The organism is Flintibacter sp. HCN-6482, assembly GCF_037892565.1.
In the GTDB taxonomy this organism is placed as follows: domain Bacteria; phylum Bacillota; class Clostridia; order Oscillospirales; family Oscillospiraceae; genus Lawsonibacter; species Lawsonibacter aceti.
In genome coordinates this window covers 968,768-983,342 of sequence record NZ_JBBKBK010000001.1, presented here as the reverse complement: position 1 = coordinate 983,342, position 14,575 = coordinate 968,768, and the positions used below count along the sequence as shown (strand labels likewise).

General features: G+C 52.2%; 16 protein-coding genes and 1 pseudogene. 8 read left to right on the top strand and 9 right to left on the bottom strand.

All coding sequences use genetic code 11. The features are described from left to right. Positions 1-573: 573 nt before the first annotated feature. Entirely contained in the window at positions 574-1,533 is a 960-nt protein-coding gene (locus tag WKS99_RS04850) for a LysR family transcriptional regulator (RefSeq protein WP_262669091.1), read from the bottom strand. Positions 1,534-1,699: 166 nt separating this feature from the next. Here WKS99_RS04850 and WKS99_RS04845 point away from each other — a divergent pair, with 166 nt between their 5' ends. The 8 genes and pseudogenes from WKS99_RS04845 to WKS99_RS13430 all read left to right on the top strand — a co-directional run bounded on the left by WKS99_RS04845 (position 1,700) and on the right by WKS99_RS13430 (position 7,717). Further along, positions 1,700-2,701 (top strand): 4-hydroxy-2-oxovalerate aldolase, encoded by a 1,002-nt coding sequence (locus tag WKS99_RS04845; protein WP_262669090.1) that lies wholly within the window; start codon positions 1,700-1,702, stop codon positions 2,699-2,701. Between the two features lie 14 nt (positions 2,702-2,715). Next, positions 2,716-3,678, top strand: coding sequence for a 2-hydroxyacid dehydrogenase (locus tag WKS99_RS04840; protein WP_262669089.1), 963 nt, complete (start codon positions 2,716-2,718; stop codon positions 3,676-3,678). A gap of 30 nt (positions 3,679-3,708) precedes the next feature. Beyond that, positions 3,709-5,109 carry a sodium/glutamate symporter gene (locus WKS99_RS04835; protein WP_186852417.1) on the top strand — a complete coding sequence of 467 codons (1,401 nt, stop codon included), beginning with the start codon at positions 3,709-3,711 and terminating at the stop codon, positions 5,107-5,109. Positions 5,110-5,119: 10 nt separating this feature from the next. Continuing rightward, complete coding sequence (locus WKS99_RS04830) at positions 5,120-6,262, top strand: amidohydrolase family protein (protein WP_186852416.1); 1,143 nt, start codon at positions 5,120-5,122, stop codon at positions 6,260-6,262. A 46-nt stretch (positions 6,263-6,308) separates the two neighbouring features. Next, complete coding sequence (locus WKS99_RS04825; protein WP_186852415.1) at positions 6,309-6,647, top strand: hypothetical protein; 339 nt, start codon at positions 6,309-6,311, stop codon at positions 6,645-6,647. Between the two features lie 156 nt (positions 6,648-6,803). Then, positions 6,804-7,004 (top strand): transposase family protein, encoded by a 201-nt coding sequence (locus WKS99_RS13440; protein ID WP_394803813.1) that lies wholly within the window; start codon positions 6,804-6,806, stop codon positions 7,002-7,004. Then, complete coding sequence (locus WKS99_RS13435; RefSeq protein WP_394803812.1) at positions 6,982-7,164, top strand: helix-turn-helix domain-containing protein; 183 nt, start codon at positions 6,982-6,984, stop codon at positions 7,162-7,164. Before WKS99_RS13440 ends, WKS99_RS13435 begins: the two co-directional genes overlap by 23 nt. Then, positions 7,151-7,717 (top strand): annotated as a pseudogene (locus WKS99_RS13430) (ISL3 family transposase). Before WKS99_RS13435 ends, WKS99_RS13430 begins: the two are co-directional and overlap by 14 nt. Before the next feature lie 493 nt (positions 7,718-8,210). Here the strand turns inward: WKS99_RS13430 and WKS99_RS04820 are convergent. The 8 genes from WKS99_RS04820 to WKS99_RS04790 all read right to left on the bottom strand — a co-directional run bounded on the left by WKS99_RS04820 (position 8,211) and on the right by WKS99_RS04790 (position 14,529). Then, entirely contained in the window at positions 8,211-8,402 is a 192-nt protein-coding gene (locus WKS99_RS04820) for a hypothetical protein (protein WP_340405411.1), read from the bottom strand. Between the two features lie 102 nt (positions 8,403-8,504). Then, positions 8,505-9,170, bottom strand: coding sequence for a biotin-independent malonate decarboxylase subunit beta (locus WKS99_RS04815; RefSeq protein ID WP_207721907.1), 666 nt, complete (start codon positions 9,168-9,170; stop codon positions 8,505-8,507). Between the two features lies 1 nt (position 9,171). Continuing rightward, complete coding sequence (locus tag WKS99_RS04810) at positions 9,172-9,387, bottom strand: hypothetical protein (RefSeq protein WP_340405410.1); 216 nt, start codon at positions 9,385-9,387, stop codon at positions 9,172-9,174. A 299-nt stretch (positions 9,388-9,686) separates the two neighbouring features. Further along, entirely contained in the window at positions 9,687-9,860 is a 174-nt protein-coding gene (locus tag WKS99_RS13425) for a TRAP transporter large permease subunit (protein WP_445297939.1), read from the bottom strand. 179 nt (positions 9,861-10,039) lie between these two features. After that, positions 10,040-10,315: an HPr family phosphocarrier protein gene (locus WKS99_RS04805; protein WP_147572919.1), complete on the bottom strand. Its 276-nt coding sequence runs from the start codon at positions 10,313-10,315 to the stop codon at positions 10,040-10,042. Between the two features lie 15 nt (positions 10,316-10,330). Further along, entirely contained in the window at positions 10,331-12,058 is a 1,728-nt protein-coding gene (gene ptsP / locus WKS99_RS04800; protein ID WP_262669063.1) for a phosphoenolpyruvate--protein phosphotransferase, read from the bottom strand. Positions 12,059-12,294: 236 nt separating this feature from the next. Then, the gene (locus WKS99_RS04795; RefSeq protein WP_186852396.1) at positions 12,295-13,167 is read right to left on the bottom strand and encodes a Cof-type HAD-IIB family hydrolase; all 873 of its coding nucleotides are present in this window, start codon (positions 13,165-13,167) and stop codon (positions 12,295-12,297) included. Between the two features lie 96 nt (positions 13,168-13,263). Further along, complete coding sequence (locus WKS99_RS04790) at positions 13,264-14,529, bottom strand: PTS galactitol transporter subunit IIC (RefSeq protein ID WP_340405409.1); 1,266 nt, start codon at positions 14,527-14,529, stop codon at positions 13,264-13,266. Between the last annotated feature and the right edge of the window lie 46 nt (positions 14,530-14,575).

Sequence of the window (14,575 nt, the reverse complement as noted above, 5' to 3'; positions counted from 1 at the left end):
TGGAAGTTCCCTTCGTTCAGGGTGGTCATTGTGCCCTACGAGGCTCATGAATGTCTGAGGTCCCACTGGGGTGTGGACCTCACCGGAAAGTTGCGAGTTTTGGCTTTCACTTTATCTCAATTATAGAACAAATATTCGGATGTATAAATCGTAACAAAATGACCTATGGCCTTTTATTTTGTTTTGCGGTGCAGGATTTGAGATTATTTCCTCGCCCACCCCTGATTGCTGCACTTGGCGTGGGTCGATTTTACCGCATAGCTGCACAACGGAGTCGAATGACACGGATACCACATTGCCTCTGCTTGTAGCACACAGCCCCTTATACAGCCAGGCAGGGCAGAAATCCTTTGAGAGTTAATGCAGAAGAAAAAGACTTTTCCTTGTATTGTAATCGAAAACTGACAAGCAGAGACTCATGATTGAAGCCGTTTTTTAATAATGTCCGCCTTTTGGGAGCAAAGTGAGTCATCTATTTATGCATGAAAAAGGCACACAGTAGTCCATAAGGGTGCCGCTGTGCTCCCGATGACTTATTTCCGGTCTGTTTCTTTAAATAATCTGCTAATGCAATTATTTAGAATAAATAAACTTGGAATAGTTGCGAATCACCATGCTGGCGACCTGAACAAAGTCTGAGGCATAGCGCGGTAAGGGATAGTCCTTTCGGTATACCAGGCTGAATATGCTCTTTTGCACGTGATCGCGCAGTGGAAAAATAAAAAATTCCCCCTCAAGATTTTGTAGCTCTTCCCGGAACTGGTAAAACGTGGCCGGGGACAGTAGGCCGGAGAAGGCCCCATTTTTGGAAAATTGGTAGATAAGATCCTGCTGTTCCGACTCAAAGATTAAGTTTAGTTTCCAACTGCGGGAAAAACAAAGCTCTAATTCATCCCGTAATTTGTTCCCCCGGCGAACCGTGCCGAACGGCAAGTCTGCAATGCGATTGAACGATGCTCCGTTTTGCTGGAAATCCGCGACGATATTCTGCCAGACATTGGGATAATATTGCATGAGCAGTTCCTTGGAAAAGCAGCAGTGGATGACCTCCTGGGCCAGAACAATCCGGTGCTGGTTGGGAGCGTTAGGGATGTTGATGCCCAAATACAGATCCAGCTTGCCGGCCTGGAGGAGATCGTCCAGATAGGCACTGTTGCCGTTGATGAGTTCGATGGAGATATTTTCATGGGAGGAATGATAATATTTCCAGATATCCGGGAAAAAGACCTTGCTGCGCAATCTGGAAATTCCTACTTTTAAAGTCCCCCGGCAATTGGTGGAGATGTCGGAGAAAGCCGCCAGCATCTTTTTGTCTGAGTCTAAAATTTGTTTTCCGTAAAAGACCATTTGTTCCCCTTCCGGGGTAAGATGGAGAGATGGCTTACGTGCAAACAGCTGCACATGATATTCCTCTTCCAGTCGCTTGATATGGCTGCTGAGGGCCTGCTGGCTGATATAGAGCCGTTCCGCCGCACGGGTAAAGTTCAGCTCTTCTGCAGTAATGAGAAAATACTCAATGCTTTTTATATTCAAAGTGCTACCTCCACGCAGAATACTATTGTGCTATTTTAACATGCTTGAAAGGGAACCACAAGATTTATATTGTGGAAATGTGAAAAAACTGCTGTTGGACATTTATCACGCCCAGATGCTATGATGCAATTGAACAGGCTGGTAGGCAGAAAAGGAGAGTAAAAGTATGAGCGTGAGTTTAATGGACTGTACCCTGCGCGACGGGGCCAATGTGGTGGGCAAGGGTTTCTCTGCGGAAATCACCGACATGGTACTGGATGGTCTGACCGCCTGCCATGTCCCCATCATTGAGTTCGGCAACGCCGGCGGCATCGGCGCTTATGAAGTGGCCGGATTTACCAGCGCTGAGACGGATTGGACCTATCTGGACATTGCTCAGAAATATCTGGACCGGGGCTCCCAGCTGGGTATGTTCCTCAATGCCAAGCGGTACCGTGAGAAAAATGTGGCTCTGGCCAAGGAGAGCGGCCTATCCTTCCTGCGGGTGGGCGCCGATGCCGGAGACGCCGACATAGCTGTCCAGGCGGTCAAGGACATCAAAAAGGCGGGTCTGAAGGCCTTCTACTCCGCCATGAAGGCCTACTTGCTCACCCCCAATCAGCTGGCCGAGGAGGGCAAGAAGCTGGAGCAGGCGGGACTTGACGAGATTACCATCATGGACTCCGCCGGCACCATGCTCCCCGACCAGGTAGCGGAGTATACCAGAAAGCTCACCCAGGCCGTATCCATCCCCGTAGCCTTCCACTGCCACAACAACCTGGGCCTGTCCGCCGCCAACGCGGTGGCTGCCTATGAAAACGGTGCCGCCATTCTGGACTGTGGCCTCATGGGCATGGCCCGCAGCGCTGGCAATCTGGCCACCGAGATGTGCGTGGCTATCATGCACCGGTACGGACAGATGAAGGACATTGACCTGTATGGTATGCTGGATTTCATCGACAAGCGCCTCCAGCCCGCCATGGACGCCCACAACTACCACAACCCCGTCACGCCTCTGGATCTGGTGCTGGGCCTGTCCGGCTGCCACTCCAGCTTCCTGAAGAAGTTCAAGGCCTCCGCAGAGGAGTACCAGGTGAACCTGTACCGGCTGATCGTGGAGGTATCCGCCGTGGATCAGAAGAATCCCTCCGACGAGCTCATCGCCAAGACTGCCGCAGGACTGAAGTAAGGGGGTAGAGCTACATGTTAAAGGTCGTTTTGGCGGGCCAGTATCCCGCCGGTACTTATGAGAAGCTGCGGGCCATGCTGCCTCCGGAACAGTTTGAGCTGCGGGCGGTGGACAAGCAGCAGGACTACGACGCCATGACCGACGCGGAAATCATGATCCTTCGGATATTCAAGGCGCCCAAGGAAGTAATCGACCGTAACCCCAACCTGAAGATAATCCTGCGATGGGGTGCGGGCTTTGACTCGGTGGATATCCAGACTGCCGGAGAGCGGGGAATCTTGGTGACCAACACCCCCGGCGCCAATGCTGGAGCCGTATCCGAGCTGGCGGTCATGCTGATGCTGGCGGTGGGGCGCAAGCTCCTCTGCCACACCCGGAGCCTGGAGCGGGGGGAGTGGAGCAAGAACACCTACCTCAACAGCTCCTTCTGCCTGAATAACAAGCTGGTAGGCGTTGTAGGCGGCGGCAACATCGGTCGCCAGGTGGCCCGGAAGGTCCAGGCTTTCGGCGCTGCGGTGCAGTATTTTGATACCTATCGCCTCCCTGCTGAGATGGAGGAGGAGTTCCAGATGACCTATGTCTCCCAGGACACCCTCATCGAGACATCCGACATCATTACCCTCCATGTGCCCCTGCTGGACTCCACCCGCCATATGCTGGGAGAGAAGGAGATGGAACGGATGAAGGACGGCACCATCATTATCAACACCGCCCGGGGCGGTTTGGTGGATGACGTGGCTCTGGCAAAAGCGGTGCGCAGCGGCAAACTGGCTGGCGCCGGCCTGGATGGCGTGGAGCGGGAGCCCCTGCCTGCTGGGGATGAGTTGCTCCTGGAGCCCAACATCATCGTCACCCCCCATATCGGAGGGGGGACGGCGGACATCGGAGACGTCATCATTCCCATGTTGGCCAAGGACATCCGGGCCTTTGCGGAAGGAGGGGAGCCGGCGCATATGGTGAACCGAGCATACTTATAAGGACAAGATTGAAAGAAGTGAGGGAAGAAAATGAACGAGATTGCAACCGTTATGTACGATCTTGGTATTTTGAGTGTTCTTTTGCTGTTAGGTATTTTTTTGAGAAAAAAGATTAGATTCTTCCAGAATATCTACATTCCCGCCTCCCTCCTGGGTGGATTCTGCGGGCTGCTCCTTGGACCTCAGGTGCTGGGACACTTTTTCTCTGTCAGTCTGCCCATCGGCGGAACCATTGGGAAGTGGCCGGGCGTGCTGGTCAATATTGTTCTGGGCGTCTCCTTCTTCGGAGCCACCCAGAATAAAAAGTTCGGGCGGACGGCCCTCTCCGCAGTAACGGTGGGCGGGATTGTCCACCAGGTGCAGGTGGTGGCCGGCCTGATTGTAGCGATGGTTATGATGATGTTTTACACAGAGCTCCCCCTGGCTTTCGGACTGACTCCAGTCTATGGATTCCATGGCGGACATGGTACGGCCAATGCCGCCGGGGCGGCCCTGGAGGCGGCTGGCTGGGCGGACGGCGTATCGGTTGCCAACACCATGGCCACTGCCGGTTTGCTGTCCGGCATCATCATCGGAATGGTGATTATCAACATTGGCGTGCGCCGGGGCTACGCCAAGCTGGTGTCCAAGCCTCAGGACGTACCCCGGTCCGTTAAAGAGGGAATTGTACCCATGGGAGAGAGGACGTCCATCGGCATGGGAGTCACCTACAACGACGCACTGGATCCGCTGGCCCTCCAGCTATCCTTTGTAGGAATCATTCTCCTTATGGCCAAGCTGCTGGCCAAGGGCCTAATCGCCATCCACCCCATTCTTAGCAACGTTCCCGATTTTGCCTGCGCCATGATTAGTGGCGCCGTGCTCTCCTTCATCATGAAAAAAGCTGGCCTGAGCCACTATATTGACCGAGCCACCATTAACCGGATATCCGGTGTGGCTTTGGATTTCCTGGTCTGTTCCGCCATCGCAACCCTCTCTGTGAAGGTGTTTGCCCTGTATTTTGTCCCCATGATTACCACCATTGCGGTCATCATTGTGCTCAACCTGATTACTAACTTCTACTTCTCCTGGAAGGTGTTTGATGACGACTGGTTCGAGCGTGCTATTGCCAGCTACGGCCTGGAGAGCGGCGTGCTGGCCACCGGACTGATGCTGCTCCGAGTTGTGGATCCGAAGTTTGAGACCACCGGTCGGGAATCTGCCGCAGCCTCCGCGGCGCTGTGCTACCCCTGGTCGCTGCCCTATGTGATGCTGATGCCCGCACTGGCATTTTCCCTATCGCCTATGACCATTTTGGGGTTCAGCGTGCTGTTGCTGGTGGTGTTCCTGGTGGTTGCGCGGGTGTTCTTCTGGCATCCAGAGCGGAAGTTCAGCGACATCCTGAGCGGAAGCAGTTCTCGGCCCGTCCAGAACGAAGAGGCCCTGAGATAAGGAGCAGACTATGGTAGATTTGATCTTAAAAAACGGTCAGCTGATGGATCCGAAAAACGGCCTGACGGGAAAACGGGGAGATATTGTCGTTAAAGACGGAAGAATCGTTGCTGTCGGAGTGCTGGAATGCCAAGAAGCCGCACAGATATTGGATTTGGACGGACTGACGGTCACCCCCGGCCTGATAGATTTCCACGCCCACTTTTACAGTGGAGGCACCAATACTGCTCTGGAATTTTACCACTACCTCCCGGACGGAGTGACCAACGCCGTGGATGCCGGGAGTGCTGGGGACTCCAACGTAGAGAGTTTTATCAGTAGCTTGTCGGAGCGGGAGCGGAGGAACGTGCGGCTGTACTTGAACCTGGTATCGGAGGGGCTGAGTTGTCTGGGGGACCACAGCGAGAATGTAAATCCCGCATACTTTAATGAGATGAAAATTCTCCGGCTTTGCCAGGACTACCCCGGGGTGATTATTGGACTGAAGCTACGGATTAGCAGCGAAATTGTGGAGGCCTGCGGGACTACCAGCTTTGCGGCCCTCCGCCGGGGAATACAAATCGCCGAGAAATGCGGGCTGCCGCTCTCGGTTCACATACCGGCCTTTCAGGGAGAACTGAAGGAATTGATTGACATTCTCCGTCCGGGGGACATCTTCTGCCATGTGTACACCCCCCAGAAGGGAATCCTGGAGGACGGGAATGTTTCCCGGGAAATGGAGCGGGCGGTTCAAAAGGGGATCATACTGGAATCGGCCTGCGGGAAAGGACATTTTAGCCACGACTGCGCCGCTGCGGCCCTGGACGCTGGCATCAAGCCGGATATTATTTCAGGGGACTTTACCCGAAAGACATACCACTATGAGCCGTCCATCTCTCTACCCTACCTGATGTCCCGATTCCTGGCACTTGGGATGTGCTTTGCGGACGTGCTGACCTGCTGCACCGCCACACCGGCGGAAAAGATGGGCATGAAGGACGAGATTGGATGTTTGAGACCTGGCGCCCGGGCAAATATTGCGGTGTTTAAGCGGGAACTGGGCGAATTTGTGTTCTCAGATGTGCGGAGCAGTAAAGTGATGGGGCATGAACGGCTCGTCCCTATGCTGACGGTCTGGGAGGGCGATATAGTTTATCGAAACGGAGAATTTTAGACGATCAGTTTGACCTATACCGTGACCCACACGGGAAAACGAGCGGATGGAAACAATGGAGACAAGAGTGCCGGAGGCCTTATCCTTTTGGAACGAAAATGTCCGGAAAGCGTTGAAAATCAAGGACTGGAAGACTCCTAATCAGTTGGTAAGGATGAACTCTCCGGTTCAAATCCGGATAGTAGCTCCACAAAACCGTTCTTTTTGGTTAAAAAGGGCGGTTTTACTTTGCTTTTTGTACTTTTTGGCTTTCTTAAAATTTGCGGTCAGGGCTTTGACCACAGAACAAGCCACAGACAGAAAAAATCAAGGTTCCGGCGGTGCTATTCCGCCGGGGCCTTGTGCTTTTTCGGGGTTGCGACATTTCATGTATATTTTCAGATAACAAATAGAAATCGCTCTTACCCTATTTCGACATACCGTGTGATATGTTATAATGGTTATCACGAAAGATTGTGTTTTTATGGGTCCTCTTGCTCCCACCGGATTAGTGGAATTTGTATGCACTTAGACTTTATAAGCCGCAGATGGGAAATGTTTGATGTACGAAATTGAGGCGGTAGCAAAGCTTGAACGCTGCCCCGAATGTGGAGTTGTAGGCTTGCAGACGGCCTATGGCTATAAAACTCGGTACATAAGTGATTTGCCGAATTCTGGTATGCAGGTTACTTTAAAGCTTCGTGTCCAGATATTTGTGTCCGTCTTGCGGTGCGACCTATATGCAGAGTTACAAGACGCTTGATAAAACCAGTATGACTTTAAGACTGCGTACGAAAATCGTCAGCAGAGTTTTGCGGCGCGAACCGTTTACCCGCATCGCAGATAATTATGGAATTTCAGACAAAACAGTCCCAGGGCGTTTGATGACTGGGCGAAAAACATCGCGGTATGACGATGTATAGTACTCCAAGGGTAATAGGTATTGACGAAGCTTATATTGACAAGCATTTCCGTCTAATTATTACAGACCAGGAAAATAAGAGACTGCTTGATATGATACCGAATAATAAACCAGAAACCGCTTACTGTTACCTGCGTAGCCTTGAAAATCCAAGTGCTGTCCGGGTAGCCACGATGGATTTTGCACCGTTATACGCAAAAGCTGTAAAAGACATGTTCCCATGTGCAACAGTTGTTATTAATAGATTCCATGTCATTCAACTCGTAAATAAGCACATGGACGCCGCTCGGAAGAAACTGCACGATAACAAGATAGTCAAGAAAAGGTTGTAGCGTGAGCGTACTTTATTCATGGCTGACTTTGAAGCCTTATCGCCGGATGCGAAGCATCAGTTAACAGCGTGGCTCGACATATATCCTTCACTGAGCCGTGTCTACTGGGCAAAAGAACAATTCCGAAAAATTTACGAATCAGAAAGGCGTGTACAAGCTGAGATCCTGTTTGAAAATGGTGTGATACCGTTAGTTCGAGTGTACCGGAGTTCAGCAACTTAAAGAAAGTGCTTGTCCGGCGAAAGTACGACATACTATCGTATATCGTACTTTGATTATTGCTGTACAAATACCTATACCGAATCCGTAAACAACATCATAAAAACGATTGAAAAGCAAGGCCATGGCTGCTCATAGGAGGTCCTTCGTGCCATGTGTCTGATGTCGGTCAATCATATTTCGGAAGAAGCTTATTTACGGGGTTCCAGTCCAGCAAAGATAATTTTATAGAATCATGGGAATTTTGAAGGTTTTATGGATTTTTAAGTACGGCCATTTTATCTTCATTTCACGTGGTTCCACATAATGGTATCGTTTCCTGACACCTATTTATTTTTTCCTCTGGCCTCGCCGCAATTTTGGGAATTTGAAGACATTAGGTTTGCTCAATTTTCTATCGATTTTCTCCTCCCCACATTTGTGAATTTTTGTTCACATCTGATGATTTAAGCCAAATCTACACGATTGGTCAAATACCCTATTTTTTACATCCATCCTACTGTACCTCCCTGGGTCTACAGTGTACCGCTCTTAAAAATTCATCTGTCTCCAATTCGGGCAGCAGGGCGGGGTCAGAGTTTCCATAGAACTGCCAGACGTCTTTGGTATCGAGCTGGGCCGCCTGGGTAACCAAAGACATTTGCTCCTCTACCAACTGGTAGGAGCCGATGCGGCGGCATGCGCACAACTGCTCATAGCTCTGGGCCAGCAGACCTTCCAGGCTCTGGCGGAAGGCACCTGCCTAGTCCCTGTTAAGGACGTTGCAGTCGCCCATGATATACTTGTGTTTTCACCCGGTGGTGCGGGAGATGAGGGATTTGTCGGAGGCGTCAAATTTCTCCTTGCCTTTCCGCTCGATGACCTCCGAACCGGTGGGACCCAGGCGGCCTTGGGGGCTCATAATGATGGCGTCAGTGGCGGTAGCCACGAATCCTATGCCGCCAAAGTAGCCCACCTTGCTACCGATGACTGAAATAACGGGTGCTTTGCCATGGCAGGCCTGGATCTGATCCATTACTTCGGTGCGGGCAAGCCATCCAGCATTGGCTTCGTGGAGGAGGACGCCACCCGTCCCAAAGGAGATAATCATGGCAGGACGGTATTCCTCCAGATCACCTGGGTGCTTGATTGCCACCTGTTCGTAGGCGGCCAGGGCCAGGTTGAATATGCCCACTATTTTTGCGCCGTGGACCTCTCCCACTGCACCGCCGATGAAGCGGCCCTCCTGTGAGATGACGAATACCGGACGGTTGCCTACCATACCGACGCTGGTTACCACATCATCATCAAAGGAGACCGCCTCACCTAGTGTGGGCAGATGGGGGCTGGTCAGTTTGTCCTGGGGACCGACTAGTTCGGTAAAAGTACCATCGTTCACCAGACCGTAGGCCCGCTCCTGAGCGGTGGCCTCTAAAAAGCTCTTGTCCTGAGCTTTGTGTAGTTCATCCCTGCTCACCTCATCGGGCATCCAGCAGGGTCTGGCGCAGGCGGAGCTGGACGATAAAAGGTGTAGCGTTGTTGTCATTGATTTCCAGATCCAAGTCGCCGCAACCGCTGTCGACCACGGAACGCTCCAGTACCCTGGCCCACATGCGCTCGAAGCCGATTACCAGGGTATAGGCCTTAATGTTGACTTTTCCCGCCTGTTCCCTACGGAAGAGTAGGACCTCCATGCCGTCAGAGGCTATATGCCACTGTGGAACCAATCCTGAGAGATTGAGGCGCCAGGGGTGCCGTCAAAGGAAAAATTCAAATTCAGAAGTGCCATCTTGCGCTCTCCTTTATCAATTCTTAAATTTATTGGGGGGGGTGGAACGGAATTGATGGGGTGTTCATCATAGCTAGTGTGACGCACAGGTAAGTAGGAGGCAGGCTGAGATCTGTTAAGGACAGCCGATTACCGGATTTTAAGTGTTCTCATGTGAAGATTAGGTATGTCACGAGCCATACATAAGGCTTGGTAGCCATGTAATCAATCCCGGCACGAACGCACAAACAGAAACACAAACCACATGACGACCATGAAAGACAAAACGCCCTTGACGACAGAGTCATATGACTCGCCGGTTGTCGAAACTGCGGTAAACAGATTGATACCAAAAGGAGGAGTCATCTTTTTTGTTAACGAACGGCAGAAAAGAAGCACCTGTCATGCAGGTGCTTCTTTTTGTTTCAATCTTATCGCTCAATTGATAGACCGTTACCGGAGCGGCAAGCAACAGATCCCTGTTTGCGGACGGCCTCTCCTCCAATTCCAGATAGCGTACAGTCCATGCAGCTCCTTTCCAATGTCCTCCACACATCCAGTGGAGCGTAATCGGACTTTCAGTCCTCGCCAAAGCCGCTTTCGATCAGCGCGGTCAGTTCAGCCACAGCCTCCTGTTCGTCGGGACCTTCCGCCGTGATTTCAACAGACTCTCCCTGACAGATACCCATGGAGAGCAAAACGATGATTGATTTGGCGTTTCCAACTGGTTTGTCGCTCTCCATGCGGCGGATGGAGATCTTAGACTGGAAGCCTTTCGCCCGAGCCACAAATTCAGAGGCAGGGCGGGCATGGAGTCCAGAAATATTTTGAACAGTAACAGAGCCACAATACATTGCGGATCACCTCATTCATTCTACTGAATATTCAGAATATATAGTTTTCTTGAGATAACGCTTGACTTCCTCAGCTGAGGTCATCATACACACGGCATCTGACAGCGCGGCCGCTTTTTTCAAATCGGTGGAAAGGATCATCTCTTTCACAGAAGCGACAGAGGAGATATTCATGGACAGTCGGCGGATACCGCTTCCAATCAGAACCGCCGCAGCCAGTGAATCTCCGCCCAGTTCCCCGCATACACTGACCGGCTTGCCTTGCTTTGCAAAGGCAGAAACCACATGACGGATCAGGCGGAACATAGCCGGATGATAAGGCTGATAATAGGAGCTGACCGCTGGATTTCCACGATCTACCGCCATCAGATACTGGGTCAGATCGTTGGTTCCAATACTGGCGAAATCCACCTCTGCCGCCGCCTGGTCAGCCAATATAGCAATGGATGGGATCTCTACCATGATCCCTGTTTTGAAGTCAGGCTGGAAGGGATGACCCTCAGCCTTCAGCTCTGCCTTGACCTGCTCCAGGGCAGCCTTTGCCATATAAATATCGTCCATACTGGCCACCATAGGAAACATGAGCCACAAATTTCCATAGGCTGAGGCACGCAGCGCAGCCCGGAGCTGTGTGTGTAGAAGCTCCGGATGCCGGAAGCAAAGCCTCAAGGCCCGATTGCCCAGGAAGGGATTGCTTTCCGCCGGCATATCCAGGCATTCTAAGGGCTTATCGCCTCCAATGTCCATGGTCCTCAGGACCACGGGACGGCGCTGAAAGGTGATCAGAACCTTTCGATAGGCCTGAAACTGCTCCTCTTCCGAGGGGAGCGTATTGCGCCCCATATAGAGAAACTCTGTGCGAAAAAGCCCTACACCATCGGTATACTTGGCCCCGGCCAGGTTATCCGGATCGGCGGCGGCAATATTCAGCTCCACCTCGATCCGGACTCCGTCCGGTGTAACAGGCTCACAGTCAATAAAGAGTTTTGTGTGGGCGCGCTGTTCCCGCTCCACCGCTCCCTTGGTCTGGTAAACCTCCAGAAGCTGATCGTTGAGCTCAGTGAGAACCACTCCATCCACCGCATCCAGGATGATCGGTTGTCCGTCTTGCAACTGAGATATGGCACCGGTAACGCCCAACACGGCGGGGATCTCATAGTTACGGGCGATAATTGCGCTGTGTGAGGTAGTGCCGCCAACCTCGGTAATAATGCCACGCACATTATCCCGGTCCAGCGTGGCTGTGTCTGAGGGCACCAAATCCCAGGCCACCACGATGGTATCCGGCGGGAGAACTGAAAGCTCCTGCTCTGGAAGACCCTCCCAGCAGCGTAGCAGCCGGATCTCGATGTCCCGCAGATCGGCCGCCCGTTCCCTGATGGTCGGATCGGGTAACTTTTCAAACATATTAGCATATTGTTCATACACCGTTTGGATTGCTCGCTGTCCGTTCATGTGTCCTGACTCTATCAACCCCCGAAGCTCCTCATCGATGGTCTCATCTCCCAGGATCTCCAGGTGAGCGGAGAGGATATCCGCTTTGTCCTGCTCATTCTTGTTTTGAAACCTCTCCCGTAATCCATCCATCTCCTCCCGGGCAAGCCGGCAGGCCTCCAGATAGTGGGCTAACTCCGATGCCGTACTCTCTGGGGACTCAGAGGAGAATGTAGGAACAAATCGTTCATATCGATATACCTTACCCACCACGACCCCAGGAGAAACGGCGGTCCCTTTTAATGTCATACTGCCACCTCCTTGTATTATGTCACGGATCACCAACAGGCTGGGAGATACCTATGATCCACAGCTGACTGTAAGTCTTTATCTGATGCAGGTAGCCAATCATCCCATACCGATCCACTCTGTAGGGATCCGGAGCATGGATGATCCACCATGGGTATCTCAGAGCCTGCTGATCCTTGCGCTTGATACAGACCCGGCAGAGAAAAAGACATCGTGTCTAGGGGTTCCCCGACAGATCACAGGCCAGAAGCCGGGCCGGCCTGATGGAGCATGGGGAGGAGGATCTGCTCTACACATTGTCTCACCCCATGTTCTTGGTTGGAACAAACCAGGCGGTCGGCGACCGCCTTTAATTCAGGCTCCCCATTGGCTACGGCTACTCCTGTACCAGCCCATTGGAGCATACCCATATCGTTCATGCTGTCCCCAATGGCTACGACTTTATCCTGGGAGAGATGGAACATTTCTGCCAGACGGCGCAGTGCAAGTCCCTTTCCAACCCGGGGACCGTTGAGCTCGATAAATTGTCCTTCACTGATCACCAAGGTGACCGGATCTGGGATATTGGCCTTGAGGAATTCCCCACAGAGCGCGATCTGATCCTTAGGACCAGCCGCTACGATCTTGTTCCAGGGAACCGGAACCGAGGCTATAGGGAGAAGGGGGGCTTGGTATTGTTCCCGATTCCAGGATATCTCTCTGGTATAAGCGTTTTCCCGGACAGCACATGTAAAATCATCCTCCCCCCGAAAGATGAGAAATCCCACCTGTTGAAAACGCGCCAAAGCTTCCGACAGAGAAGGTCGGACAGATTCGGGGAGAAACTGCCGCCATAGGACCCGTCCCGCCTTTACATCATAAATACATCCACCATTGTAGGTGATGATGGGCAAATTTACAAGCTCCATTAGCTCCGGGTACAGCATAGCGCCTCTGGTAGGGCGGCCGGTGGCTACGGTAAACAGCCCGCCCTGCTCCACAAACTGAGCCGCCGCTTCTAGACATTCCCGGGGAACCTGGGCATTGTCATCCAAAAGGGTCTTATCTAGATCGGTGACAAACAGCAGCTTTTTTATAGGGACCTTATCCGGTTTCACACTTGGATCCATACACGGGAGACTCCTTTTCTATTGATGAGACTTGCCCCCGCCCACACCGCCGCATGGAGGTGTGGGCGGGGACAATGTGTACAGGGTGAAGCTGGTTCAGCCACCGAAGAAGCTGAAGATCTTATATAGTAGGTCAGGCAGAAGCTCCTGGCCCATGACCAGCGCGGAGGTGTGGGTAATCCCCTCGGCATAGACATAGCCGGACTGGACGGCCATGATATCATGGATGTTGGTCATAGCGGTGGCAATCAGCAGAATCACGATCCCCTGGATAATGGCGCTGACGATTCCGCGGAAAATGTTGTCCTTGGCGGCCACGGGGCACCAGCAGAACCAAGAGGTGAGCACCGCCAGGTCGGCAATAGGCAATACCCGATTCCCTGGGACAACAGCGGCCAAGACAAGCATGATGGGGATCATAATGACGCCTACAACGATGACGCTGGGACGGCCCATAAGAATGCCACCGTCAATCCCAATATAGAGCTCCTTGCCCTTGAGGAACTTCATATTCTGGGCCCAGGTCTGTGTGTACTGGGCGATGGTAGACAAGCCCTCCATCAACAGGGAGACCATTTTGGGCAGAAGAAGGAGAACCGCGGCAATATTCAATGCGCTGGCTAGAATTTCTGAGGGGCCTTGGCCCGCCAGCACGGACAGCACTGCACCTACTATCAGCCCGATGAACATGGGGTCTCCAAAGAAGCCGATTTTCTCCTTTAGGTGCTCCGGATCGGCATCGAGCTTGTTAAAGCCGGGGATCCGGTCATACAGTTTATCCATAAATTTGGCATAAGGCATCCAGAAAATCGAGCAGGTGTGAGGAAAGCTAATGCCCGGATAGATGTGCTGGGTAATGGGGGCTGCGTAGTCAGCCAGCCGGAGGGTCACCGCCGCGGTGATCAGAGACGCCAGCAGGCCAAAAATCACGCTGTCGGTACTGTAATACACCATGGCGCCGGCCAGCATAAAGCCCCAATAGTTCCAAATGTCCACATCCAGAGTACGGGTGAAGCCGGCGACAATGAGTATGATATTCAGTGCAAACACGCCGACAAAGATCAGTGGCGCGATGGGCACGGCCCAGGCAAAGGAACCGGTTACGGGCCACCCCACATCGATGACATCCAGGCTCAGATTGAACTTTTCAACAAGCCCTGTGGAAATGGGCCCAATGTACTCGGCCAGCAGATCCATAACCATAAATGTGCCGATGAACCCGCAGCCCACTGTGACTGAGGCCTTCAACAACTGTTTGATGGGAACCCTAACCACAAGTCCGATGATGAATACAAAGATGGGCATCATACAGGCTGCACCAAGATTCTGCATAAAATTGATAAAACTTTGGATGACTTCCATTGACCTGTTCCCTCCATTCTTTCACTGCTCTTTTTGTTTTTTCCTC

Excerpts from the sequence above, each read along its gene's own strand:
- WKS99_RS04845 (WP_262669090.1), top strand. The coding sequence starts at position 1,700 with ATGAGCGTGAGTTTAATGGACTGTACCCTGCGCGACGGGGCCAATGTG.
- WKS99_RS04795 (WP_186852396.1), bottom strand. The coding sequence starts at position 13,167 with ATGGATCCAAGTGTGAAACCGGATAAGGTCCCTATAAAAAAGCTGCTG.
- WKS99_RS04840 (WP_262669089.1), top strand. The coding sequence starts at position 2,716 with ATGTTAAAGGTCGTTTTGGCGGGCCAGTATCCCGCCGGTACTTATGAG.
- WKS99_RS04805 (WP_147572919.1), bottom strand. The coding sequence starts at position 10,315 with ATGTATTGTGGCTCTGTTACTGTTCAAAATATTTCTGGACTCCATGCC.
- WKS99_RS04835 (WP_186852417.1), top strand. The coding sequence starts at position 3,709 with ATGAACGAGATTGCAACCGTTATGTACGATCTTGGTATTTTGAGTGTT.
- ptsP (WP_262669063.1), bottom strand. The coding sequence starts at position 12,058 with ATGACATTAAAAGGGACCGCCGTTTCTCCTGGGGTCGTGGTGGGTAAG.
- WKS99_RS04825 (WP_186852415.1), top strand. The coding sequence starts at position 6,309 with ATGGAAACAATGGAGACAAGAGTGCCGGAGGCCTTATCCTTTTGGAAC.
- WKS99_RS04830 (WP_186852416.1), top strand. The coding sequence starts at position 5,120 with ATGGTAGATTTGATCTTAAAAAACGGTCAGCTGATGGATCCGAAAAAC.
- WKS99_RS13435 (WP_394803812.1), top strand. The coding sequence starts at position 6,982 with ATGCAGAGTTACAAGACGCTTGATAAAACCAGTATGACTTTAAGACTG.
- WKS99_RS13440 (WP_394803813.1), top strand. The coding sequence starts at position 6,804 with ATGTACGAAATTGAGGCGGTAGCAAAGCTTGAACGCTGCCCCGAATGT.
- WKS99_RS04810 (WP_340405410.1), bottom strand. The coding sequence starts at position 9,387 with ATGGAGGTCCTACTCTTCCGTAGGGAACAGGCGGGAAAAGTCAACATT.
- WKS99_RS04790 (WP_340405409.1), bottom strand. The coding sequence starts at position 14,529 with ATGGAAGTCATCCAAAGTTTTATCAATTTTATGCAGAATCTTGGTGCA.